Source organism: Brevibacillus jepli, assembly GCF_047229145.1.
Lineage (GTDB): Bacteria > Bacillota > Bacilli > Brevibacillales > Brevibacillaceae > Brevibacillus.
The window spans coordinates 1-24,124 of sequence record NZ_JBFEFW010000018.1 but is presented as its reverse complement, the minus strand read 5'-3'; the positions used below and the strand labels follow the sequence as shown (position 1 = coordinate 24,124).

21 protein-coding genes are annotated in these 24,124 nt (G+C 47.6%); 13 read left to right on the top strand and 8 right to left on the bottom strand.

Annotated elements, in window-relative coordinates; genetic code table 11:
• Positions 1-129 precede the first annotated feature (129 nt).
• From AB1L17_RS19380 to AB1L17_RS19370, 3 genes are all read right to left on the bottom strand, one after another.
• Complete coding sequence (locus AB1L17_RS19380; protein WP_412846809.1) at positions 130-1,590, bottom strand: MFS transporter; 1,461 nt, start codon at positions 1,588-1,590, stop codon at positions 130-132.
• Between the two features lie 132 nt (positions 1,591-1,722).
• Positions 1,723-2,106, bottom strand: coding sequence for a nuclear transport factor 2 family protein (locus AB1L17_RS19375; protein ID WP_412846810.1), 384 nt, complete (start codon positions 2,104-2,106; stop codon positions 1,723-1,725).
• 132 nt (positions 2,107-2,238) lie between these two features.
• Entirely contained in the window at positions 2,239-2,826 is a 588-nt protein-coding gene (locus tag AB1L17_RS19370; protein WP_412846811.1) for an ASCH domain-containing protein, read from the bottom strand.
• Positions 2,827-2,970: 144 nt separating this feature from the next.
• On the opposite strand from AB1L17_RS19370, the gene AB1L17_RS19365 reads away from it, so the two are divergent.
• From AB1L17_RS19365 to AB1L17_RS19345, 5 genes are all read left to right on the top strand, one after another.
• Positions 2,971-3,516, top strand: a complete 546-nt coding sequence (locus AB1L17_RS19365; protein WP_412846812.1) for a serine hydrolase — start codon at positions 2,971-2,973, stop codon at positions 3,514-3,516.
• Positions 3,432-4,085, top strand: coding sequence for a serine hydrolase domain-containing protein (locus tag AB1L17_RS19360; protein WP_412846826.1), 654 nt, complete (start codon positions 3,432-3,434; stop codon positions 4,083-4,085). Before AB1L17_RS19365 ends, AB1L17_RS19360 begins: the two co-directional genes overlap by 85 nt.
• 85 nt (positions 4,086-4,170) lie before the next feature.
• The gene (locus tag AB1L17_RS19355; protein ID WP_412846813.1) at positions 4,171-5,103 is read left to right on the top strand and encodes an iron-hydroxamate ABC transporter substrate-binding protein; all 933 of its coding nucleotides are present in this window, start codon (positions 4,171-4,173) and stop codon (positions 5,101-5,103) included.
• The gene (locus AB1L17_RS19350; RefSeq protein ID WP_412848879.1) at positions 5,090-5,239 is read left to right on the top strand and encodes a DUF4253 domain-containing protein; all 150 of its coding nucleotides are present in this window, start codon (positions 5,090-5,092) and stop codon (positions 5,237-5,239) included. Before AB1L17_RS19355 ends, AB1L17_RS19350 begins: the two co-directional genes overlap by 14 nt.
• An 87-nt stretch (positions 5,240-5,326) precedes the next feature.
• A complete protein-coding gene (locus AB1L17_RS19345) occupies positions 5,327-5,773 on the top strand; it encodes an SRPBCC family protein (RefSeq protein WP_412846814.1) in 447 nt (148 codons plus the stop codon).
• A gap of 43 nt (positions 5,774-5,816) precedes the next feature.
• Here the strand turns inward: AB1L17_RS19345 and AB1L17_RS19340 are convergent, their stop codons facing one another.
• Together AB1L17_RS19340 and AB1L17_RS19335 are read right to left on the bottom strand one after the other, a co-directional pair.
• Complete coding sequence (locus tag AB1L17_RS19340) at positions 5,817-7,175, bottom strand: sensor histidine kinase (RefSeq protein ID WP_412846815.1); 1,359 nt, start codon at positions 7,173-7,175, stop codon at positions 5,817-5,819.
• Positions 7,165-7,866: a response regulator transcription factor gene (locus AB1L17_RS19335; RefSeq protein ID WP_412846816.1), complete on the bottom strand. Its 702-nt coding sequence runs from the start codon at positions 7,864-7,866 to the stop codon at positions 7,165-7,167. The genes AB1L17_RS19340 and AB1L17_RS19335 overlap by 11 nt, the downstream gene beginning before the upstream one ends.
• Before the next feature lie 145 nt (positions 7,867-8,011).
• Between AB1L17_RS19335 and AB1L17_RS19330 the strand changes: the two genes are divergently transcribed.
• The 4 genes from AB1L17_RS19330 to AB1L17_RS19315 all read left to right on the top strand — a co-directional run bounded on the left by AB1L17_RS19330 (position 8,012) and on the right by AB1L17_RS19315 (position 14,356).
• Positions 8,012-8,539 carry a hypothetical protein gene (locus tag AB1L17_RS19330; RefSeq protein WP_412846817.1) on the top strand — a complete coding sequence of 176 codons (528 nt, stop codon included), beginning with the start codon at positions 8,012-8,014 and terminating at the stop codon, positions 8,537-8,539.
• 5 nt (positions 8,540-8,544) lie between these two features.
• Complete coding sequence (locus tag AB1L17_RS19325; protein ID WP_412846818.1) at positions 8,545-10,638, top strand: multicopper oxidase family protein; 2,094 nt, start codon at positions 8,545-8,547, stop codon at positions 10,636-10,638.
• Between the two features lie 74 nt (positions 10,639-10,712).
• The gene (locus AB1L17_RS19320) at positions 10,713-13,361 is read left to right on the top strand and encodes a winged helix-turn-helix domain-containing protein (RefSeq protein WP_412846828.1); all 2,649 of its coding nucleotides are present in this window, start codon (positions 10,713-10,715) and stop codon (positions 13,359-13,361) included.
• A gap of 83 nt (positions 13,362-13,444) precedes the next feature.
• Entirely contained in the window at positions 13,445-14,356 is a 912-nt protein-coding gene (locus AB1L17_RS19315; RefSeq protein WP_412846819.1) for an NAD(P)-dependent alcohol dehydrogenase, read from the top strand.
• A gap of 73 nt (positions 14,357-14,429) precedes the next feature.
• Here the strand turns inward: AB1L17_RS19315 and AB1L17_RS19310 are convergent, their stop codons facing one another.
• The 3 genes from AB1L17_RS19310 to AB1L17_RS19300 form a co-directional block, all read right to left on the bottom strand.
• On the bottom strand, positions 14,430-15,275 hold the full coding sequence (locus AB1L17_RS19310; RefSeq protein ID WP_412846820.1) for a fatty acid kinase binding subunit FakB: 846 nt from the start codon (positions 15,273-15,275) through the stop codon (positions 14,430-14,432).
• 271 nt (positions 15,276-15,546) lie between these two features.
• Positions 15,547-16,404 (bottom strand): amidohydrolase family protein, encoded by an 858-nt coding sequence (locus AB1L17_RS19305; protein WP_412846821.1) that lies wholly within the window; start codon positions 16,402-16,404, stop codon positions 15,547-15,549.
• On the bottom strand, positions 16,391-19,513 hold the full coding sequence (locus tag AB1L17_RS19300; RefSeq protein ID WP_412846822.1) for a GNAT family N-acetyltransferase: 3,123 nt from the start codon (positions 19,511-19,513) through the stop codon (positions 16,391-16,393). The genes AB1L17_RS19305 and AB1L17_RS19300 overlap by 14 nt, the downstream gene beginning before the upstream one ends.
• Positions 19,514-19,703: 190 nt before the next feature.
• On the opposite strand from AB1L17_RS19300, the gene AB1L17_RS19295 reads away from it, so the two are divergent.
• The 4 genes from AB1L17_RS19295 (at position 19,704) to AB1L17_RS19280 (ending at position 24,089) form a co-directional block, all read left to right on the top strand.
• Positions 19,704-20,087, top strand: coding sequence for a 3'-5' exonuclease (locus AB1L17_RS19295; RefSeq protein ID WP_412846829.1), 384 nt, complete (start codon positions 19,704-19,706; stop codon positions 20,085-20,087).
• 68 nt (positions 20,088-20,155) lie between these two features.
• Positions 20,156-21,364 (top strand): DUF418 domain-containing protein, encoded by a 1,209-nt coding sequence (locus AB1L17_RS19290; protein WP_412846823.1) that lies wholly within the window; start codon positions 20,156-20,158, stop codon positions 21,362-21,364.
• Between the two features lie 179 nt (positions 21,365-21,543).
• Positions 21,544-23,010, top strand: a complete 1,467-nt coding sequence (locus AB1L17_RS19285; protein ID WP_412846824.1) for an S-layer homology domain-containing protein — start codon at positions 21,544-21,546, stop codon at positions 23,008-23,010.
• 137 nt (positions 23,011-23,147) lie between these two features.
• Positions 23,148-24,089: a helix-turn-helix transcriptional regulator gene (locus AB1L17_RS19280; protein ID WP_412846825.1), complete on the top strand. Its 942-nt coding sequence runs from the start codon at positions 23,148-23,150 to the stop codon at positions 24,087-24,089.
• The last annotated feature ends 35 nt before the right edge of the window (positions 24,090-24,124 follow it).

Genomic DNA, 24,124 nt, shown 5'->3' with positions numbered 1-24,124 from the left:
CGAATGGATGATCTGGGCTTTCGTCTTGCCAGGTATCTGTAAAATAGTGACAAAAGGGCAAGTGTGTCCACAAAGCAAAGAAGGTACCGATCATAACGAACGGTACCTTCTTTCAGTTAAGGGATGATGCTAGTGATTCAATAGTCGCTCTCGTTGCTTATGCATGGTAATGAAAGCAGCAAAGACAAGAAGCAGGCTTCCGGTGAACAGAAAACCTTCCGCAATAGAGAAGGACAGCCAGCCTAAGAGCGAAGACCCCGCAACAACACCGAGAGAGAAGAAGGCGTATAAATATCCGTATGCTTTCCCGCGCAACTCTTCCGGCGTAGATTGAATGAGCATCGTATTCACAGAGGGAAACAAGAAAGCAAAGCCTACTCCATATAGAGCTAACACGAAGTACAGCGCCAATGTCGTGGAGGATTGGCTCATAAGCAGCTGACTCACACCCATGAAGCCTATTCCAAGCGCCATCGTTTTGGATGGAGCAACCCGGTCAAAAATCCGATTGGTAGGAAGCACAAAAAGCAGAACGGCAATCAGCCCAAAAGTGCTCAATAACGTACCGCTTAATTTTGAATCATACCCAAGTGATTGAACATGCAAGGGCAAGAGATAAGCGATCACACCTTGGGAAAACATGAGCAAAAAGGCACCGCCGTAAGCCTTTATCACACCAGCATTAAAGATCAGGGCTGATGATGGAATGTCACTGGCAAGCTTCTCTTTCTTCAACGTTTGATACGAACGAAGAAAAATGATCGACAGGATGGCTAGTAGAAAACCCATGGCAGCTACCCACGTAAAGACGAAAGGTACGGATGTTTTGCTTGCCATAATACCACTGAAGGCAGGACCGATAATAGCGGCTAGTCCGACAAAAGTACCGGTGAAGGCGACTTTTCGCCCTTGCTCGTTTTGTATAGTGGTATTCGCAGAGAATGTAAAAGCTGCTGGAACAATTAATCCGGCCACAAAGCCGTGAATGATCCGAACGATGATCAAAATGAGTGGCTGATCGACGAGATGATAAAGCAACAAGGCACCACTTGATAAGAGCAATCCGATCAATAATGGTTTGTAAGGACCAACTTTATCCGTCATCATGCCCGAGATAATATTGCCAAATGTATTGGCCAACGAATACAGACCAATAACAAAACCTACCACAAATGAACTGGCGCCAACCGAAGCCGCGAACGTACTCATAACGGGCAACTGAGAGAATAAGTCAAAGAACGAAAAAAAGACGATGCCGTACACGAGTAGAGCATAGTTAAATGGCTTCAGAGGATACGTGTCTTGTGCCTTCTTCAGCTTGCGATCCAGAAAAAAGTTCCCAAAGGGGATAAATGCGACGAGTAGTGCAGCAGCAGACCATAGCAGACTCCACTTTACACGAATGGCAGCATACAAGATCGCCAGTGCATATAAGCAAAATATCGCACCGTGAATGCTTCCTACGATGGTAACCGCTTTGTCTATTCCCCACATGTATTTCAAAGGCATCGCTAAGCCCATCAGAACTAATAAGGAAAGGCCATCTAAAAGACCTGTTAGTCGTAAAATGTAGATTGGATGTACCCTCACTTGTTACTCTCCTCATTTTTTGTGAAGTGATACTTTATCCTAACATTTTTTTGGGGGAAGAAAGTGAACAAATTGGGGTCTTTCCTGTGTCGATATCGTTGTATTTTATGGATAAGCGTTTGGCTGTGTGATTTAGCTGTAGTCTTCAATCAGTGAGATTTTTCCTGCTTTCATTTGAAAGATGGACTTCCCTTGTAATTGGATCGTATCGCCAGCTTTTAATCCGTTAGGCAAATCAATTGCGAGTGTTCCTTCATAGTCAATCTGTACTTCTACTTTGTCATCCATCGCTTTGTAGTCAATCATGACTTGACGACGGCTAGAGAACATATTCGCTGATTTTTCTGCTAGTTCTCTAAACGCTTCGATTCCTCTCGTCTCCGTGTCCAGTTCACCGTTAGAAAAATTCCTGAACACAATATCCGTATGTAATCGTTTCACAATACCGTCGACATCAAATGAATTGTAGGCCTGCACATAATTTTCAATGATTTCTTTAACCGCTTCATTTGTCATGGTCATACCCCTCTTCAAGGATTTACAATGCGTCTTACTTAGTTTCTTGAGATGCAGCGTAATTCCTTTAAACGACTATTTGCAAACCAACGGTCGGTATTATGATGAATGGTCATACTACTGGTTGCAGCTTCACTCGATACCGAGCTTACTCATCACCGATTTTCCGCGCGGTGATATCCGATACCCAGTCCCAAGACTGATGGTAAGCCCGAGGTTTTTCAGTTTACGCACATTCAGCTTCAGCTTCTCCGTTTCCCAACCAATTTCGGCAGCCAGTTCTGCCGCTCTGACTCCAGGATGACCGTCGATCAGCTTTAGGAAAACAGCCGTCCAAGGTCCGGAAGAACTGGCATTGTCCAACCGCTTAAGCCGAGTATGCAACTCCTCAAATTGTTCATCCGTCAGGTCGTCCTGCTCCCGTAATGCTTCTCTTGGATCAGGGCCAACACGGGTCACTTCGATTCGATAGATATTGCCTTCACGGCTAAAAGAATGCATTTCCTTCAACAGTTCCTCAGGCGTGGAATATCCCGCACAAATGGCCTCTGATTCGTTTATGTCCAGTTCGGAAACGACGGTAACAGACCCGATCTCAAGCAGCCCGACCGGAGTGTGAAGCTGGCTTCCCTTTTTGACACGCGCCTGCTTCCAACGACGAAATGCAAGCGAGACAGTGCCGTCAGCAATTCCGTTCAGAATGTGATTTTTAAAAAGCATGGATTCATCCCCCTTTGCCACTGACCTATTCCTTTCATTATAGCTGGAAAGCTTCCTATGTTCATAATTGGCAGGAGAATGCACATAGCTTATCAGTAAAGGCTGCATTGGAATTTTGCAGGTGAACGAAGTGGGGGGAAACGAATGAGCAATGAAATGATAAGGAGTGAGATTGAAAACAAGCTGAAGGAAAAAGTAGCAATTGATCCCAAGCTACACAATGTTTATCTGTTAATCCATTCAGAGAAGCTGGACATCCACTGGCCTATGGCTGCCGGAAGTATAGATGGAGTGGCAGCCAACCCAAACCAGCCCTACCATACGGCTAGCGTGGGTAAGACCTTTACGGCTGTTATCTTATCAATGCTAGTAGAACAAGGGCTCGTCAAATTCGAAGATTCGATCGCCAATTACTTACCGAGCGAGATTGTCAAAGACCTGCACGTCCTGAAAGGGAAAGACCACGCACATGACATTAAGATCAAACATCTCCTGAACAATACTTCTGGCTTACCGGATTTCTTTGAAGAAAAGCCGAAGCGGGGAAAGGATTTCTGGAAGAGATACTGGAGCATTCCTCGCGTTTTTGGACGCCACAAGAAACGATTCATTGGTCAAAAGAGCACTTACAACCTCGCTTTGCTCCCGGAACACGTGTTCATTATACGGACACGGGATACAACCTCTTAGGTCTCCTTATTGAAACAATCACAGCCAAGTCCTTTCATGAAGTTCTTCATGACTATATTTTCAAGCCACTACACATGCATCACTCTTATCTATCTCAGTATTCGGAGCCTTGCGTGAAATGCGAGCATCCGGTAGCCCATCTCTATATGGATGAGTTGAAAATAAACGTAGAAAACTACCGCAGCTTTAGCAGCTTCTACTCAGGAGGACAAACAGTCAGTACAATGGAAGACCAGCTTCGTTTCATGAAAGCACTGGTTCAAAATCAGATGATCAAAAAAGAAACGCTTGAGATGATGCAGCAGTGGAACAACATGCGGATCGGCATGGATTATGGTTATGGACTCATGCGGATGCGTATGATTCCGTTCACGCAAAAGTACACGGGGTGGGGACACTTAGGGGCGAGTGGCAGCTACATGCTTTATTTTCCTGCCTTGGACATCTATCTCATCGGGAGCTTCAATCAGACTGCTTATCAAGCAAAAGGGATGAACTATCTGTTTTTTCACGTTTTGCGCAAACTAGCGAAGGCAAAACCTCGTGAAGTTTCCAATATTGACAAGTAGAAGAGAAATTACTATAGTAGGTGAGTGATTGCGATTGATAATCACTTTCATGAAGTTAGAATCATGAATAAGGAGATATCCTACAATGAAAAAAGCATTTATCCCTGTTATGCTCATGTTTATGCTCCTGCTTAGTGCTTGCGGAGCTCAACAGGCTCAACCTGGACAGTCAGAGACACCAGCGGCAGGCAACGAAACGAAAGAGGGAACGGTAATTTACCAATCTGAAAAAGGACCTGTCGAGGTTCCTGCCCAACCGAAACGAATCGTCGGTCTTACCAATGCCCCGAATATTGTATCTTTGGAGGGGGCGCTTGTCGGAGTAGATCAATGGACGAAGCAAAATCCGCTTTTCAAAGAAAAATTAAAAGACGTGGAAGTCGTATCGGATGCAGATTTGGAGAAAATTCTTGCCCTGAAGCCTGATCTGATTGTGGCGGGAGCAGAAATGAAAAATCTGGATCAGCTAAGTAAAATTGCGCCGACTGTCGTGTTTACGTGGGGCAAACTGGATTACTTGTCGCAGCAGTTGGAGATCGGCAAGCTATTGAACAAGGAAAAGGAAGCCCAGACATGGATTGATGATTTCAAGAACCGTGCAAAAACAGCAGGTGAACAAATTAAAGCAAAAATCGGTGAAAACGCAACGGTATCTGTCTTCGAGTATGACACGAAAGATTTTTATGTATTCGGAAATAACTGGGCGCGCGGCACGGAAATCCTGTATCAAGCGATGGGCTTAAACATGCCGGACAAAGTACAAAAGGACGCTCTCGGTGCTGGTTACTATAAGCTATCGACGGAAGCGATTCCTGAATATGCTGGTGATTATCTCATCCTCAGCAGAAGAAATGGCAGTACCAATGATTTCTTGCAGTCCGCGACATGGAAAAACATTCCGGCAGTAAAACAAAATCGCATCATTGAGATCGACACGGAAGCGTCTACCTATAGTGATCCGACCACACTCGAATATTTGCTGAAAATCTTTACGGAACAGTTTCTTGCCAAATCATAAATGCTTGGGAATCCAAGCATTTTTCTTTTTGCTTTTTCTTATCTTTTGTCAGTATCTGTTGGATGACTTTCCTACATTAGGGCATTACGCCGATTACCTAATGAAACAGGATGTATGGTATTTTTGGTGGGATTAACTCGCCATATTCCTGAAATATCTCCCGTGTTCCGACAATAAACATAACAAGATACCAAAGAACACTGGGGGAAGGAATGAGCAAATCATGCCTCAAGGAATACATGATGTGGAGCTGAATCTGCCCATCGGGGCGGTATGGCAGTTTGTGAGTATAGTGGAGAATTGGGTTCCACTGGTACCTGGCTACATCAGCCACGAGGTAATCAATGAACGTCGTGTCGCTTGGACGTTTACAGGCGATATCGGCATCATGAAGAAGACGATCAGCCTGCAAGTGGATATCACCGAATGGACTCCGCCAACTCAGGTAAGGTTCAACCTGACAGGGATCAGCGGGAATTTTACCGGAGAGGGTTATTTCAAAGCGAAGGCACTGGGTGAGGCACGGACGAAAATGACGGGGTGTCTGGATATCACCGCCCATGGCGTGAAGGGTCCCATGATTAATTCCATTCTGAAATCCAATCTGCCCAAGACAACGAGAGAATTGGTGGAAGCGATCGCAAAGCGCCTCCATTCCGTTACCAGGTAAAAAACACGCCTCCGAGGCGTGTTTTTTGCTTGTTGAAACACGTTCACTCACTGACAACAGGAAGTGTGGGCAAAAACACCGAAAACGTAGTACCTTTCCCCACCTCGCTATGTACCTCGATCCACCCGTGATGCACGAAGATGTTCTGTTGCGCGATCGCGAGCCCAAGACCAGTTCCGCCGTTTGGACGAGCCCTGGAATGGTCTGCTCTGTAAAAGCGGTTGAAGATATGGGGCAGCTCCTCTTCGGGTATGCCCGTTCCGTTGTCTTCTATCGTGATTCGGACATACTCGTTCTGGCGGTCTTGTCTGTACACCCGGTCAACATGCAGCTTTACGTATCCCCCTGGATTGGTGTAATGGAGGGCATTGATCACGAGATTGTAAAGAGCCTGAAGAATGCGTTGCTTCTCTACGGACACCTCAATGGCTTCCTCCGAGATATGTGTGGTGAAACGGATGTGCTTATCCTCCGCTAAGAATTGGGTCTTCTCCACCAACTGATTCAGAATCATGACGAGATTCTCGGTTTTTGGATACAGCTCCGTGCCGCCAGCCTCCAGCTTGGATAAATCCAGCACTTCATTCACCATGCGAGATAATCGCAATACTTCATCGAGAAGTGACGATTGCTTTTCCAAGGAAAGAGCGGTCCCCGTATCTTGGGCGAGCTCCAGCTCCCCCTGAATAATCATGAGCGGCGTTTTCAATTCATGGGTAACATCGGATAGCAACTGCTTTCGGGAGCGTTCCAGGCTTGCGAGGCTATCGTTCATCTCTTGTAAAGCTCTCGAAATCGCCCCGAATTCGTCTTTTCTATGAACGGGAAAGGAAACCTCTTGTTTCCCGCCTTTGATCAAATCAATTCCTTTGATAATCTCACGGATTGGTCTGGTCAGCCTCCACGACAAAATGAAAATGGTGACCAAAGCGGCAAGGCAAGTGAAGAGGATCGATACTCGAGCGATGGCAGGTAGAGTGCTGTACCACATCGTTTTGAATTCGTACGTTTTATATTGGGCGTCATTCATGACATAGAGTCGGCCGATTTTCTGCTCATTGTGGCCGTATAACGTCAATTTATAGCCTTGGTCGCGGAGATCACGGAGATGTAAGCTCCCTTGCTGATAAAGCATCTTATCTTCTATAACTAATCCAATTTCGACAAAATCACGGCTATGCTCGAATGCTCCGGCCTGAGCCTCAATCCCATCCCAGGATTCACCGTGATTCACATAATATTGCTCGAACTCATCCCGTAACGAATCAAAACGTGCTTTTTCCTCCAAATAAGCAAAATCGCGATGAATGTAAAATTGAACGTGCGTGACAGCGAGTAGGCTGAGCATGATGAAGACGATTAAAATGCTCATCGACAGCATCAGCTTCGTTCTAATTTTCACGGTGGGCTCCGAACCGGTATCCGAACCCGTAAACCGTTTGGATATACACGTTATGGTCGGCATCGTCCTCTATTTTCTTGCGCAGCTTGCTGATATGAGAATCAACCGTTCGTTCGTCGATGACGAATTCTTCCTCGAAGGCGTGCTGAAGCAATTGCATTCGACTGTATACCCGCCCAGGCTTTGATGCCAGCAGGTGAAGGAGCTTGAATTCGGTTGGGGTTAACCGCAGTTCCTGATTGCCTTTAAATACTTGCAAGCTTTCCTCGTGAATGGTTAGTTCGCCTCTTCGGAGGACAGAAGGCCGCTCGTGATTGTTTCCACCCTTGTTCATTCTTCGTAACAAAGAGCGGATTCGGGCGGATAGTTCCCGCAAGCTGAAAGGCTTCGTCAAGTAATCATCCGCTCCCATTTCCAAGCCGACGATTTTATCTGTTTCCTCTGTTTTGGCCGTCACCATGATAATTCCCGGCTCGCCTTGCTGTCTGAAGTGCCGACATACATCCAGACCATTCATATGGGGGAGCATCCAATCCAGAATGACGATATCCGGCTTGATTTGGGTATAAAGCTGGACAGCGGTTTTCCCGTCCTGCGCGGTAAAGATTTCGTAGCCTTCCGACTGAAGGAACGTTTCCATCAGCGACAAGATCTTCTCCTCATCTTCCACGATCAAAACCTTGATCCCCATTCTCGTTCCCCTATCTTTTTCAATTTTTCCCTATTATACAACAGGTAAAGAGCTTACATAGAGCCATCATCACCTCTCCAGATCATCACCATAAGTTCGCAACATTTTGCTGGTAGCATCAACAGCATAAGGGGAGGGTGGGAAAATGAAATACAAATTCTCGATCAAACAAAAGCAATGGCTCATTACGATTCATGTTCTGTCGGTTGTGTGCTGGCTAGGAGGGGCCATTTGCATGTTTGTACTCGGCTCTTACATGTTGAAGTCTGGCAATGGAGAGCAGCTATACTACACACTCGACAATATGCATTTGATCGATGTGGTCTTGATTCGATACACGGCGTTGGTCGCTTTAGTATCCGGTATTGCCTTATCCATTTGGACACAATGGGGGCTTTTCAAGCATTACTGGATTGTCATCAAGCTCATTTTGACGGTTTTCTTGATTGCGTTTGGGATCAAGTTCATGGGCAACTGGTTATCCGATCTCATTCAAGGGGCGGATCAAATGAGAATCGTCGCCCTGAAGGATGCAGGATTTCTCACGGCTAGCTATTCCTTGCTCGGGGGTGCAATTGCCAATATCGTGGCACTTGTTTTTATGACAGCCATCTCCTATCTCAAACCGTTCGGTAAAATCAAAAAACGTGGGGAAAGGAATGAAAAGCAATAGATGCTATGCTTGAAACAATTGCAGGTATAATCGTAGCCCTTGTGATGACGGTGCTATGGGGATGGGCTAGCCTCATCGTGACGATGCTCCCCGCTTCCCAAAATGTTCAACGCCTGAAAAGCAGGAAAACCTTGCTCATTTGGGTGAGCTGTATTGCTCTCGTAATCGATCTGATATGGTGTCTTCTGGTCATAAGTCAGTTTGTACGGTATGGATGGCTTTTCGTCGAAGGCATCATCAAAGTGATCGCCCCAATCATGCTGATCGGCCATCTCCCTGTCGCCATGTACGTTTTGCCTAAACTGCGAACCATCCAGCCAGCACAGCAAGAAAGCATATCGGCAGACACGCTCGCCAAGCTTTCGCATCCTGGCATGGTCATCCCGATTTATGCAGCAGCAATAACCTCTGTCATGAATGTCGCAAGCCACATCTTCGCCCAGCCGGTTATGCCCAACATGTTTGAGCTAGTCCAACTACCTTTCCTGCTTTTGCTGATATTGTTCGTTCCATTCCTTTTCGTAAGAAGAAAGTATCAGGCTGTTCGGAGAGGTGAGTTCGCCCAGCAAAAAAGAGGGAGAGAGCTGTTTCAATTTGGGCTGATGAGTGTCATAACTACCGGTGTTGTCATCACGGTCATGGTCGTTCATGTTCTGGCAGGAATTCAGTCGTCCAAATTACCGGAAGCCTCCGACATGATGAACCATCATTTGATAGACGAAGGCGGCGGAGTCCCTACCATGACCTCGGATCACCAAAACCATGGGAACCATTCCAATATGGTGGAGGTGGCAGCACTCACAGGAGACATTTCTGCTCCGGCAGACAGCAAGTTTGAGCTGGTTGCACAAACGAAAGTAGTAACACTCTCTTCCGGAGCCAAAATCGATGCCTGGACCTACAATGGAGAAATCGCTCCCGAGCTGCGTGTGAGGCAAGGAGATATCGTAGAAGTGAAGCTGAGCAATAAGGATATCGACAAAGGAGTCACGATTCATTGGCATGGCTACAATGTCCCAAATGCAATGGATGGTGTACCGGGCATGACCCAAAATGTCGTCAAACCCGGGCAAAGCTTCACGTATAAATTCCAGGCCAAACAAGCAGGTACGTATTGGTTCCACTCTCACCAGCAAGCCGCAGAGCAAGTAGTGAAAGGCCTTTTTGGCTCACTTATTGTCGACCCTCGAAATGAAACAGAAGGATATGAGGAAGAGTTTACGGTTATGAACCATAGATGGGATACAGACCAAGGAAAAAAGACAGCTTTTGGGTACGACGATCAACCGCAATGGAAGCACATTCAATCAGGCAAGAAAGTAAAGCTGAGAATCATCAATACGCATAATCAATCGCAAAAGTATCTGCTGCAAGGAACTGACTATCAAATCACGAGCATTGATGGTGTGCGGATTCAAGACCCGGATCGCTTATCGGACCGAACCGCATTCCGTTTGGGGTCAGGTGGTAGATACGATGTCACCTTTACGATGCCCGACATGCCTGTTCTTTTTAAGATTGGCGACTATCAGGATGAGAAAAAGCCGAGTATGATTTTCTATCCGGATACTCCGCCTGCAAGCCCGAGCTTTGAAGCAGAATCAGACATGTTCGATCCGTCACAATACGGAAAGCCCGTACAAAATGAAGTAACCTCCGCAGCCCAATTTGACCGAGAATTCAACATGATACTTGGCAACAGAATGGGCTTTTACAACGGTCAATTTCATTTTCTTTGGACGATAAATGGAGAGGTCTACCCTCGCACCCCAACGTTCGTGGTCAAAGAAGGGGAGAGGGTGAAAACAACCTTTGTGAATAAAAGTCTGGCCGAGCATCCCATGCATCTCCACGGGCACCATATGACGGTATTGAGGAAGAATGGCAAGCAAGTAATGACGCCATGGATGACTGATACATTAAACGTGCTGCCAGGAGAAACCTATGATGTCGCATTTGTCGCAGATAATCCAGGCATGTGGATGGACCACTGCCATAACTTGGACCATGCTACTACAGGAATGGTTTTGCATTTGATGTATGACCACGTACTTCCTTCGTATGAAGTGGGGACGAAATCTGGAAACTTGCCAGATTAACCATGTATGATGAGGTGTGGGAGTCCGTCGACTCTTTGTTGACGCCGAAAGATTGTGATTATTATAATTCCTGTATGATGATGCCAATGATAACCACGAAACTATACATGCCACCGCTGCGTTTGAACGTCGTTACCCGTCAGCGACTGATCGGACTGCTGAACGAGGGTCTACACCGGAAACTGACAATCATTTCTGCACCTGCTGGCTTCGGAAAAACGACGCTTGTGAGCGAGTGGCTCACGGGTTGTGATCGCCCTGTGGCCTGGATTTCGCTGGACGAAGGGGATCATGACCCTGCACGTTTTCTCACATACCTCATCGCTGCTCTACAAACGATTGACCGGAAGATTGGAGCAGGCTTGTCTCATTTGCAATCCCCTCAAATGCCCCCAATCGAATCGATTATGACGACGCTGATCAATGAAATGAACGCCATTACCACCCATTTTGTTCTCGTTCTTGATGATTATCACCTGATCAAGTCTGGTCCGATCGACGAGGCTATCACTTTGCTGCTTGAACGCATGCCTCCACAGATGCATCTGGTTATCTCCACCCGCGAGGAACCACGACTTTCGATCGCCAGGCTGCGTGTCCGGAACCAATTGACCGAAGTACGCGCTTCAGACTTGCGATTTACCTATTCGGAGACAGCGGAATTTTTAGCGAGTGTAATGGGTCTGCACCTGTCGTCAGAAAATATCGCCCTGCTCGAAGCCCGCACAGAAGGCTGGATTGCCGGTCTACAGTTAGCTGCTCTTTCCATGAAAGAACAAATAGATGTCGCAGCCTTCCTTCCATCTTTTTCCGGCAGTCACCATTTTATCCTCGACTATATGGTGGAAGAAGTGCTTTCCCAGCAATCGGCAAGCATTCAAACGTTCTTGCTGCATACATCCATCCTCGACAGATTGTCCGGTCCTCTTTGTGACGCCGTTTTTCGCCAAAGTCATGCTTCAGGACAGGAAACGTTAGAATTCCTCGAGCGAGCCAATCTGTTTATCGTCCCGCTGGACAACGAGCGGCACTGGTATCGCTATCACCATCTTTTTGCTGATTTGCTGCGGCAGAGGCTCCTTCAGCGTTTTTCATCGACAACAGGAGAGGGAGAGCGAATCGTCGCAGAATTACATACTCGTGCAAGCATTTGGTATGAAGACAATGGTCTTGAGATGGAGGCTTTTCGCCATGCAGTGGCAGCCAATGATACATCGCGAGCAGCTCGATTGGTGGAGGGAGAGAGGATGCCGCTGCTCTTTCGTGGAGGGGTAGTTCCTGTACTGGACTGGCTGGAGTCGTTACCACACGAGGAGTTGGATGCAAGGCCCGCGCTGTGGGCGATGTACGCCTCAGCCTTGCTAATGACAGGTCAAATGACTGGCGTTGAACCAAAATTGCTGGCCGCCGAAAAAGCATTGCAAGGTTTGGAGCAGGATGCAAGGTCCAGAGATACTTTTGGGCATATCGCTGCCATACGCGCCACATTGGCTGTGAGTAAGCACCAATCAGAGAACATCATGGCCGAGGCCAAGCGGGCCTTGGAGTACCTGCACTCTGACAACTTGCCTGTCCGCACAGCCACTACTTGGTCGCTGGGGTATGCCTATCACCTTCAAGGCAATCGTACCGCAGCCAGCAAGGCTTACCATGAGGCAGTATCGATCAGTGAGAAGATTGGCCATGTCGTAATCACCATGATGGCTACGCTTGGACTAGCGAAGCTACAGGAGGCAGATAATCAGCTCCAAATGGCGGCTGAGACTTATCAGTATGTACAAAAATTGGCTGGTACACCTCCCTTGCCAGCTGCTTGTGAAGCGCATCTAGGCTTGGCCCGGATTTATTATGAATGGAACGACCTGCATACTGCGGAGCATCATGGTGAACAGGCCATCCAATTAGCAGGTCAGCTGGAACAAACGGACAGAGTCGTGGCAGCGCAGGTATTTTTCGCAAGACTGAAGCTAGCACAGGGAGACGTAAGTGGAGCGGCTGCCATGATTGCAAAGGCTGAGTATGTGGCTCGTAAGCATTGCTTTGTCATGCAGATACCTCCTATTGCCGAAACACAAGTCCTTATATGGCTTCAGCAAGACAACAAGACAGCGGCAACTCGTTTGGCACAGAAGCACGACCTTCCCATACTCCAAGCCCGTGTACTTCTGGCACAGGGAGATGCGTCAGCGGCACTTGCGATGCTCGAACCATTGCTCGTGCGGGCAGAGGCAAAACAGCTAGAGGATGAACGACTCAAGATCATGCTTTTGCTGGCGGTTGTTCTGTATACGTATGGTAAGCAAGCAAAAGCCGCTCAAATGGTGAGTGAAGCATTGGTGATAGCGGAGCCGGGTGGTTTCATTCGCAGTTTCGTCGACGAAGGTATCCCGATGAAAAGGTTATTGTGTGATGCGGCAGTTCATAGGACGATGCCAGCTTATATAGAAAAGCTGCTTGCGGAATGGAAAGAGGAAGAGCCGAAAAGCGGAGGAGGCAAACCGAATCAGCCCCGCCATGCTGAATCCCTGATCGAGCCGCTTAGTGAGCGAGAACTTGAAATTTTGCAGCTTATCGAAAAAGGATTATCGAATCGTGAAATCGCCCAGCAGCTGTTCCTCGCAATCAGCACGGTGAAAGGGCATAACCGGAATATCTTTGACAAGCTGCAGGTACAGCGGCGTACGGAAGCAGTCGCACGGGCTCGCCAGCTGGGCTTGTTGTAAATCCAAAACAATACTTAAGTATCTGTATACCAATACCGTGCTCCCGCTATACTCATGGCAAAGTGCAGCATAGGAGGATGACAATGAGAGCCGTAGTATGCACGAAGTACGGATCGCCAGATGTTTTGGAGCTGAAAGAAGTAGAGAAGCCTATTCCCAAGGATCATGAGCTCCTGATAAAAGTTCATGCAACCACCGTTACATCAGGAGACTGTAGAATACGCGCCTTTAAATGTCCGTTGTTGCTCTGGATTCCCATGCGCCTCGTGCTCGGTCTCACAAAGCCGAGGAACCCGATTCTGGGTGTGGAGCTATCTGGGGAAATTGAAGCAGTAGGAAAACATGTGAAGCAATTTAAAAAAGGTGATCAAGTGTATGCATTAAGCGGGATGCGTTGTGGTGCGCACGCGGAGTACATCTGTATGAATGAAAGGGCAGTCGTGGCATTAAAACCGACGAATGTTACACATGAAGAAGCCACCGCGATTCCTTTTGGGGGGACGACTGCCTTGCATTTTTTTCGAAAAGGAAAGCTTCAAACGGGACAAAAAGTGCTGATCTACGGGGCTTCTGGCTCGGTAGGGACCTCCGCGGTACAGCTTGCCAAGTATTTTGGGGCGGAGGTGACCGGGGTATGTAGTAATGCCAATGTTGAGTTGGTGCGATCTCTGGGAGCCGATCAGGTCATCGATTACACGAAAGAGGATTTTACAAAAAAAGAAGAGCGCTATGACATTGTCTTTGATGCGGTTGGGAAAAGCACGAAATCCCAATGCGTGCAAGCACTGGCGCCAAACGGGATATATCTGACGGTAGATGGGCTAGGGATCGCGGAGGTACGTACGGAAGATTTGGTTTATCTGAAAGAGCTGATGGAAGCGGGGCATATTAAAGCGGTCATCGATAGACGGTATACGCTGGAACAAGTACCGGAGGCGCATCGATATGTGGAAACAGGGCGCAAGAAGGGGAATGTCGTGATCACGGTAGGATAGGTAAAAGAGTATCGATTAGCAAAAAAGTCGCCCAGGTATTTTCGTGAATACCCGAGCGACTTTTTACGTTCCTTTAGTCATTCCTCCAAGCCAACGCCAACGTCCCCATCCCGGCATGCGCCCCAATGGTAGAACTAATCGGTCCAATTAACACCTCGACATCGGAGTACTTGCTCTGGATTTTCTCTTTCAGCTCAAGCGCTTTTTCCAAGACGTTTCCATGTAGAATCTGCACGTGCTTCACAGAGTAATTCTGCTTCGCCTTCTCCAGCTGCTCCAGCATGCGTTTTACGGCTTTGCCCTCAGTGCGCACCTTTTCATATACCCCAAACAGACCATCTTTAATTTGGAAAATCGGTTTGATTTGAAGCAGGTTGCCGATAAAATATTGCAGACCGGTCATTCGGCCGCCCTTGTAAAACTGATCGAGGCTGCCGACCAGGATGTAATTTTCAAACTTTTTGTATTCTTCGCGCAAGTCTGTCGCGATTTCCTGAGAGCTTTTTCCCTCTTTAGCCATCTCGATTCCTTTTAAGATAATCGCGGTGATCGGATAGGACATCAGCTTGGAGTCGACCGATTCGACAGGGAAGTCTACCAGTTTGGCAGCGGTTGCGCTCGTATTGTAGGTTCCACTCAGATCAGAGGAGACGTGGACAGCAATTGCGCATTCATACTCTTCCTTTAATCGTTCGTAGAGTGTTACAAATTTGCCGATGGAAGGCTGCGACGTTTTGGGAGCAGAATTGGTCTGCACAATTTTTTGATAAAGCTGTTCAGGCGTTAAATCAATACCGTCTTCATAAGCTCCATCTTCAAAGATGATCTCCAGTGGAACGACGTAGATATCATGCTCTTCCCTAATGTGATCAGGTATCAAAGCGGTACTGTCTGTAACCCAGGCAATTTTCTTCTTCAAGGAAACATGTCCTCCCCCATTAAAATGCGTGCAAAAAGTCGACTCTATTTTTACTAGCGAAAGCTTCAGGTCATGGTTGTCCGATACTGAAGATGTATAAGCAAACTCGCATACTCTCTCTATCATAATACGAAATATGTCGGTTTTTGTCGTAATAGAAGAAATTTTATTGAACAAATGAGAGGGGATTACTGGGAAAAGGTACCTTAGACAAGAAAAATCCCATGCTCCTTCACATTGTGAAAGGGAAGGGACATGGGATTTGTATCGTCTACTCGACCAACGGTTTGATTTTTGGAAACACCTTCAAGGCTGTCTTGTAAAATACATCCTCGTGATACTCTGCCGGGATCAGGTCCTGTACAAACTGAATATACGGCTTCACAGGTGCCAGCGGCCAGTCGGTTCCAAACAAAAACTTGTCATAATGATCACAATAGGTGATCGCGTGGCGCAGATGGGAGAAGAAGAGCGGGGAGTCCGCAAGACGCTTGCAATTGGCTGTGTCACCTACCATCAGTCCGGAGAGATCGGCAAACATGTTGCGGTTTTTATAGACGACTTCCGCCCCGTCGAGTACCCACGGATCGCCAAAATGGGCCATCATGAAGTTAACGTCTCGATGCTTCACCGCCACCTCGTCCAACGTGAGAGGGTGGGAATACTTGAGCAGCCCACGCTCCGAATACGTGTCGCCGGTGTGAAAGACGACGGGCACCTGGTATTTGGCAGCGAGTGCATAGACTGGATCGTAGACACTATCATAGGCGTAGAAGGGATAGTAGCCTAGATAGATTTTCAATCCGACCACGTGCGGCTTCTGAAGGTCGCTCTCCAAGCGTGCTACTGCTGCTTCATCCAGCTTGAACGGATTGATGCCCAAGCAGTAGACGAACTGCGGCGGTAGCTCGTCGGTCAGGTCCAGTCCCATGGGAGTGACAGCCTCCGTATCAGGAAAGCCGTCCGGCTGTGTTTCCGTCAAGCCCATGCCGATTCCTAGCACGACGCCATTTTCCGCATATTCCTGCAAAAGGCCAGCCACTGAGTAATCGACAAATGACTTTTCCGCCGCGGTCCGCTTGAACTCCTCGATATGGGATAAATGCATATGGGCATCAATGATTTTCATTCGGTGTCCTCCCTTGGTTAACAAAACGTATGGCCCGTAAAGCAGACAAGGCATCGGACGGAATCATCTTGTCAGCAAACAGGAAAAAGACGGGTGGAGTAAAGGAAACGCTATTGTTCGGCAGATTCAGTTCGCGGAAGACCGAGGTCACTGCCACTTCCTTGTTGGAGTAAACTTGCAGTTCTGCTGTGTCTAGGTCAGTAACGATCTGCATCTGATGCTTCCGGGAAGCATGTCCAACCACATAATCAGAGATTTCACCGACGAACAACTCACCCTGTGCAAGCTTGTAGCTCAGTTCTTCGCCATTGGAATCGCAGGTTTTCAGCCAAGCTTTTTCGTTTTCATTGCCTGTGTTCAAGAAGATTTCAGTCGACCAGGTCTTGTCAGCGAAGTACGTTCCGGTATTTTGCTCGATTTCTACTGTATGACAGAGGACAGGAACCCCGGGCAAAAGCAGGTAGTACTGATGGCACGTCAAGCCGCGATACTTCTCCTGCTTTTTCACATGGTAGCTCACCTTGATTCCCTGCCACACATTTTGCTTGTTGTCTACCAGCTCGACAAATGAGGCAGTACGCTCTTCCTTGACCAGTGAAAATGCGCTTAGCTCCTCAATATAGTTGCCGATTCCGCCTGTCCACGGATTCCACCATGATTTGGGCTGTCGCTCGGGGAAGGAGGTATCCAGCCACTCCTGGCCATTGCTCGTCAGGGAGTAGAGCGTCGAAGAAAAATCTGGAGCTGCTTTGATTCGCAATAGACCGTTGTCAGCAATAAAGACTTGCTGTCCTTCTTCCAGAGACTGCTCGTGGATAACCTTCCCTTGGCCAATCGGGAAAATAGCACTGCGCAATTGAGTGTCATGCGTGGCAAAGCGTCCATCAACCTGCACGAGGTCATATGGATGACCAGGAGTCACAAGAGAGAAGCTGGATTCCGTCTCTTCCTCCTCTTCCGTAAACGATTGTGCTTGCCCTGCGGCTGAATCGCTCATCAGCGAGGAAGTCAGTTCTCCCTCCAAATACTGCTGCTTGTATTCTTTTACCTGTACGTTTATTTCCTCATTACGGACAAACGGGTTATTCTCGTTCGCAATCAGCTCCAGATGAGGTGACAGCGACAAGTCCGCTGGCATTGCTTCTTTTCTGGCAAATGCACGGAACTCTTTCCAGTCGGTACAGCTTCCATGCATGAGGTGGATAGGGCCGAAGGTTTTTTTGCTATGCGCCTCCATCATCCCGAGACTAATTTCCAATGTCATATACCATCCTTGAATATCCAGACGGTACTCCTCTGGCCAGCACATGCCCCAGGTAGTTGTTTCCTCCCTTGTGAACAGCCAGTTTTCACTGATTAGCTCCGCATCCCAATAGTCCAGATCACTCCCGTAGGAGGAGGGGGTTTCAACATAACGCCCTTGATAAGGCAAAATCGGACGCTCAAAGCTGTGCTCAAAGCCTTGGTTAATCCAGAGCTCAGCTGCCATCTTGTCAGGTGAGAGGTTTTCTATCTCCAGTCCGTGTTCCACCGTACCATCTCCGAATAGGAGTGTACTGCCAACCAAGGCTATTTGCGGGTATGTACCCGAACGATACGTGGCGCGGATACCGATAGCCCCTTTTTCCATGAAAAATTCGACTTTCTCGGCACGTTTTTTGGAGAACTCGCTAGAATACGGTTTGCCGAGCTTCGGATAGAGAAGAGTAGATGGCTCCCCACCTGTTCCGACCGAAACAGTCATCTCATTATCGTCCTTGTTTAAGGAAAGCGTGTGGCGGCCATGGTGAACCTGCCAGGCCTGCTCCGTTTCACCAGACAGCATCGCCCCGAGTCCTGTAAAGGCGGCCCCGATCTTTTTGGCAAAAGAGACAGTGCTGCCATCCGCCAGCTTTGCCACTACTTGCACATTGGCCTCATAAAAGCCGTGTTCATGCAAATCAGCGGCAAGCGGAAGCGAGATGCGTTCCTTTCCGAGCAGCCGGAGCGTGTGACGCTGTTCATTTAGGCGGAGAAAGGAATGAGCGGGAAGCTCGAATGAAAATTCCGCCTCTTCTGCAAAGTTGTTCTCCACATCCAAATAAAATGGCTTCGTTTGACCTGGATAGGAGAGCCCAGGTACATGCAGGGAAAGAGTGGCAGGAAACTTGGGCAAAATCCCGACTTGGAACTGAGCTGCCTTGCCGTTGATCAGGAGGTTTGTGCAGACACGAGGATGCGTTCGCCAGACGCTTTGCTCTTCTGTGATCTCATCCACGAAAAAGTTTGCAGTCAGCGTCGTTTCCCCTGTAACCGCAAGCTCGTGCTGATAATCAAAGCGGATCGTCTCGCCCGGTTCTCCCTTTAAGGAAATTTGCAGCGGCTTGCCTGATTTGTTGACGATGCGGTAGTGAATCTGATACTCCCGGCCAAATACCAGCTCCAGCTTCTCTACCTCGGCAGACAACAGATAGTCCTCTGTCTCGATGAGGCGCATGCCTCGACCGCGCCGCTCAAACTCCACGCGCAAGTTCTTATCGCCTTTTGCCCAGGAGTAGGTGAAGTAATCAAAGCCGTTCTCCTTGCGTCCGTCCGGTTCTACTACAATCTCTCGCGTAGAATCCTGATACCAGTCAAGCTCCTCGAAATAGTGGGCGATTGCCTCTGTACGCAGGACAGTGGGGATCATGTTCATTAGATGTGTGGCGTCGTCCCGGTCTTCCCAGAAAAAGCCGAACTTTTTATACAAAGGAACAGCCTTCGTGTTTCCGGCCCATGTATAAAGGTCAAGTCGCGGCCAGCCAAGCTCAATCGTTTTTTCCAGCGCACGAGCAAGCAGCATGCGGCCTACTTTTTTGCCGTGATAGTCAGGCCGTACATTGAGCAACGGGATGTAGAGTGCACCTGTATCTTCCCGATATTCACCGAGGCTGCAATAGCCAACGACTGTTTCACCATCCATCGCCAGGTATACGACGAGAGCATCAGAATTTGCTTCTTCCTGACGGATCTGTTCTGCGGTCGTAATCGAGTTTCCGCCTCCCCAGCTATCCCGGCTGGCGTTCCACATATCAGCGACTGCTGCGGCCAGCTCTGGGCGATAGGTGACGAGAGAAATTGATGATTCCATGGTTGCTAACACCTCGATTGCATTGTAAATTTTTGTATCCTATTAGAATTGTACGTTTGAGAGACATAATTGTTGCTAGTTTTAGGAAAAAAGTATGAGGGCTTAGCTTTGCGCATAATGCTAAGCTTGCTACAAGTAGCATAAGATTTTCAAGAGATGGTAGAATCAGTAATAATCTAATCTACATCCGATTCTCTCGGACTTTTGCAAACAATTAACATCGATTTCTCAAGAAGAGGTGGATCAAGCACCGACTTTTGGTAAGGCTATTCGCAATTTCAAGAACTGGAACGGTTCTGATTATCGTCTAGTTTCGTGGGGATTTTATGATAAAAAGCAGTTGAAAATGGATTGTGAACTTCACAAAGAATCCTCCACGTGGATTCGGAACCATATGAGCCTGAAACACAAGCATGGAAAAATGATCGGAGTAGAGCGTGGCGTAGGGATGGGGAAGGCTTTGCAGATGCTTCAAATACCTCTGGAAGGCACTCATCATCGCGGAATAGATGACGCGAGAAATATCGCCAAAATATTCGCAGCGATTTTTGAAAAGTTGGAATTGGATAATTAAGTAAAAATTAAGGTGACATTTAGAAGCCCTTAAGCTTGCGTTGCTACACTCAAGCTGAGGTGATCATCATGGAGCTAAAACAAAACCGCGTTCGCATCATCGATGGTTTGCGGGGATTTAGTTTAGTAGGGATATTGATGGCGAATATGCTGATATTCCAGTACGGGGTTTGGGGAAGCCAGGAAATCGATTTATACGCGCTGCCGAATTTTGAAATGACTGTTTACAAACTGGTGCAAATATTTGTGGAAGGCAGTTTTATGCCGATTTTTGCGTTCATGTTTGGTTACGGCATCATTAAGATGCAACAAAGCTTGGCTGCCAAGGGATTGAGGCAAAAACGTTACCTTGCCCGAAGATTTCTGATGCTGATCGGGCTTGGCAGCCTTCATTCGTACTTCCTGTGGGAAGGCGATATCTTACTGTTTTATGGCATGATGGGATTCTTCCTGTTACTGTTCATGAACCGTAAACCGAAGACGTTGCTCGTTTGGGGGATGATCATACTATGCTTGGCCAGCTTGCTAGGATTTGTGCCAGATGATCCGAATAATCCAGCGAGTATCACCGATCCTGCTCGGATGGAAGCTTATGTCCTCAAAACAATCACCGTATATGGCACCGGCACATACGAGGAAATCGTGAATCACAGATTCAATGAAGATCCGCTTGGATTGCCTGACTACATGATGTTCGGAATACTGTTGGTTGCTCCGTTGATGAGTGCACCCATGTTTTTATTTGGGATGTATGCTGCGAAGCGTCGATGGTTCGAGAGTCCAGAGGAAGAACGAGCTTCGTATCTCCGAAAAATACTGATCTTCGTGCCAGTGGGACTTTTGCTAAAGGCGTCACATGTGCTATTTCCCGGAAATTGGTGGAGTGGTGTCGGAGAAATATCTGGCGGAACCATCCTTGCCATCGGTTATATTTTCGTCTTTGTATGTTTTTTTTCCAGAAGCACACAATCGACTTGGTTGCCGAGGTTTCAGGCAGTGGGTAAACTATCCTTAACGAATTACCTTATGCAAACCGTCATTTGTACAACGATCTTCTATGGCTATGGACTCGGTTGGTTCGGCAAGATCGGAGTACTGGCTGGCTGCGGATTGGCGATCGTGATTTATGTGGGACAGCTTTTCGTGAGTCAGTGGTATGTCACACGGTTCCGTTATGGACCTGTGGAAAAGCTTCTGCGCATGTGGACGAATTTTTCGATCTCCGGCAAGACGAAGCAGCGTCCAGAAAAGCCTGTGTCTGTTGAGCATGTTGGTTAAATAGGGAGCAAAAGCCAAGCATTCCATCGGGTGCATGGCTTTTGTATGTGGAAGCCATCCAGATTTTTTCGATATCATTCTTCAATAATATGAATCCTCTTATCGGTATCCATCATATAGTGGTAATGATTGGAAATAAGATGGTCGCATGGATCATCGTACAGAACGGAGGATTGGAATTGAGACGCTTTAAAAGAGCCATAACGAGTCTTGTTTTCTTTAGCCTCTTTTGTTTGATCTTCAACGCATCCGTATTCGCGCCTGTTAGCCAGGCAGCAAGCGCAGAGGAAACTCCTGCCGAGGCTGACTCCACAGTAGACCTTCACAATCTGGTCGCAAAAGTAAATGAAATTAAGGCCGAGAATTTAAACCAGGATAAATATACGCCCGATAGCTGGAGAAGGCTTGTGAATGCGTTGGACGAGGCAAGAGCAACACTGATGAAAACAAACGTCACCCAAGCTGAAATTGATGACGCACTATCTGTGTTAGTCAGAGCGAGAGAAGGCTTGACGAAGCAGGATGCCTCCATCGACAAGAGTAAATTGCAATCGAAAGTAGAGGAAATTTCAGTAGAAAAACTGCAAGAAAAACACTACACCAGAGTCAGCTGGCGAAAGCTGCAGGATGCACTGGGGCAGGCTTACTTTGTGTTGGATGATCCGCATGCAAGCCAGCTTGTCGTAGATGTTGCTCTTGAGAAATTGATCAAGGCGAGAAAGGAATTGACGAGAGAGGATGAGGCGGTCTATAAAAGACAGCTGAGGGCCAAGGTGGATGACATCGAGGACGAAGACCTGGATGAAGACGACTATACCCGATCGAGCTGGCGTGCATTGGAAAAAGCTCTCGATCATGCGTGGGACGTCCTCGACGATCCACATGCAACGCAGTCTGAGGTAGATGACGCACTGAATGATTTGAAAAGAGCATGGAGAAATCTAGATGAAGACAGAGATGACAACGGTCGAGACCGGGACAGGGACAGTAAAAAAGGTGCTTCTCCCCCGCCGACAAGCACCTTTTTCCTAGGTGGTAGCAGCACAGAAAAGGAAGAAGATCGCCCAACAACCAACAAAAAGACGAAAAGTCAGCGTGGATATATCAATGGCTATCCAGATGGGACTTTTCAACCAGATCGCACAGTGACCCGTGCTGAGCTGGCTGCCATTTTGCTGAACGCAGGAATGGTGAGCCAGTCAGCGAATAAGGGGACGTTCTACGATGTAGCCGACAACTACTGGGCTGTCAATGCGATTCATCAAGCAAGCAGCGCAGGCATGATGAACGGCTACCCGGATGGCACATTCCGACCATCGGCCAACATTACCCGGGCTGAAATAGCTGCGGTAATCTTTAAGTATAAGGCATTGCAAGGTGTAGGAGGGGGCAGTCCCTTTGCAGATGTGAGGGGAGATCATTGGTCGGCTCAAATCATAACGGCTGTAGTTGCAAAAGGATACATGGCGGGTTATCCCGACGGAACATTCCAGCCAGAGAAAGCGTTGACTCGTGCTGAAGCCGTAACGATTCTCAATCGCGTGCTGAATCGTGTTCCAGAGAACCTGACTGGGGCACAGAGATGGCCGGATGTAGTACCTGGCCATTGGGCGTATCAACAAATTGAAGAAGCATCCATAAAGTAGCGTTTTCGATAATGGACGCACCCTCGTGTAAAAGATGAGGGTGCGTCTTTTAAATCCTGACACACATGATGTCAGGATTCGTGCGTTATGATGATAACAGTTGCCGGATTGGTGATGAACATGAGGAGTGAACACAGATGAAACTGGATCGATTGCTCGCCATTACGATGGAGTTGATGACGAAAAAAAGGGTGACAGCCACAGAGCTTGCTGCCCGGTTTGAGGTCTCGGTGCGAACGATTTATCGAGATGTGGAGTTAATCAATCAGGCGGGCATTCCCATCGTTTCTTTTACAGGAGCAGATGGCGGATTTGAGCTGATGGAAGGTTTCTTCATAACGAAACAGCACTTCTCTGTTGAAGACTTTTCGGTCATCTACAATCTCTTAAAGAGCACGGAAGGGGCTATCGGAGGAAAATATACATCACTTGTTCATAAGCTCGGCAGTCTCCAGCCTGCTCTAGTGAATGGGGGAAATAACGAATCGATCATTTTTAACCTGAGTACGGTAGAAGGTGAGAAGAACACCATACACCCTCTCTCGGAGGCCGTTCATCAAAGGCGAGTCACGATCTTCTCATATATAAGCGCATCTGGTACGGTCACCGAAAGACGAGTGGAGCCGCTCCATCTATTTTGGGAGCGTGGAGCATGGTATCTAGAGGCGTACTGCTTGCTGCGCCAGGCCAAGCGTATCTTTCGACTATCAAGAATTACTGCACTTGAGGTGACAGAAGAAATTTTCCAACCAAAAGAAGAGCCGACGAGCCAAGACGAAGAAGAAACGCAAGAAGTTCAAGGGACGCTTGCGCATCTCCGCTTTGATCCGGCAGTTCAGCTGCGTGTGCTGGAACAATTCCCGGGAGAATGCACGCACCACGGGACGTATATCGATCTGCATAAAGTTTTCTATAAAAGAGACTACGCGATTTCCGTTGTTCTAAGCTATGGATCGAAGGTTGAAATTATTTCACCTGACGACTTGAAGGCAGATGTATGTAAAGAGATCCAAGAGATTCAGCAACGCTACCAATCATTTCGAGGAGCCATTCCTGTAATGAAGAAATTTGAGCTTTGAAAGAAAAAAGCGCCTCCTGTATGCTGGGTCTTGGA

What these genes read in the sequence shown, in the direction of transcription:
- AB1L17_RS19375 (WP_412846810.1), bottom strand. Translation starts at nt 2,106, where the DNA reads ATGACAAATGAAGCGGTTAAAGAAATCATTGAAAATTATGTGCAGGCC.
- AB1L17_RS19370 (WP_412846811.1), bottom strand. Translation starts at nt 2,826, where the DNA reads ATGCTTTTTAAAAATCACATTCTGAACGGAATTGCTGACGGCACTGTC.
- AB1L17_RS19365 (WP_412846812.1), top strand. Translation starts at nt 2,971, where the DNA reads ATGAGCAATGAAATGATAAGGAGTGAGATTGAAAACAAGCTGAAGGAA.
- AB1L17_RS19355 (WP_412846813.1), top strand. Translation starts at nt 4,171, where the DNA reads ATGAAAAAAGCATTTATCCCTGTTATGCTCATGTTTATGCTCCTGCTT.
- AB1L17_RS19345 (WP_412846814.1), top strand. Translation starts at nt 5,327, where the DNA reads ATGCCTCAAGGAATACATGATGTGGAGCTGAATCTGCCCATCGGGGCG.
- AB1L17_RS19335 (WP_412846816.1), bottom strand. Translation starts at nt 7,866, where the DNA reads ATGGGGATCAAGGTTTTGATCGTGGAAGATGAGGAGAAGATCTTGTCG.
- AB1L17_RS19330 (WP_412846817.1), top strand. Translation starts at nt 8,012, where the DNA reads ATGAAATACAAATTCTCGATCAAACAAAAGCAATGGCTCATTACGATT.
- AB1L17_RS19325 (WP_412846818.1), top strand. Translation starts at nt 8,545, where the DNA reads ATGCTTGAAACAATTGCAGGTATAATCGTAGCCCTTGTGATGACGGTG.
- AB1L17_RS19320 (WP_412846828.1), top strand. Translation starts at nt 10,713, where the DNA reads ATGATGATGCCAATGATAACCACGAAACTATACATGCCACCGCTGCGT.
- AB1L17_RS19315 (WP_412846819.1), top strand. Translation starts at nt 13,445, where the DNA reads ATGAGAGCCGTAGTATGCACGAAGTACGGATCGCCAGATGTTTTGGAG.
- AB1L17_RS19305 (WP_412846821.1), bottom strand. Translation starts at nt 16,404, where the DNA reads ATGAAAATCATTGATGCCCATATGCATTTATCCCATATCGAGGAGTTC.
- AB1L17_RS19300 (WP_412846822.1), bottom strand. Translation starts at nt 19,513, where the DNA reads ATGGAATCATCAATTTCTCTCGTCACCTATCGCCCAGAGCTGGCCGCA.
- AB1L17_RS19290 (WP_412846823.1), top strand. Translation starts at nt 20,156, where the DNA reads ATGGAGCTAAAACAAAACCGCGTTCGCATCATCGATGGTTTGCGGGGA.
- AB1L17_RS19280 (WP_412846825.1), top strand. Translation starts at nt 23,148, where the DNA reads ATGAAACTGGATCGATTGCTCGCCATTACGATGGAGTTGATGACGAAA.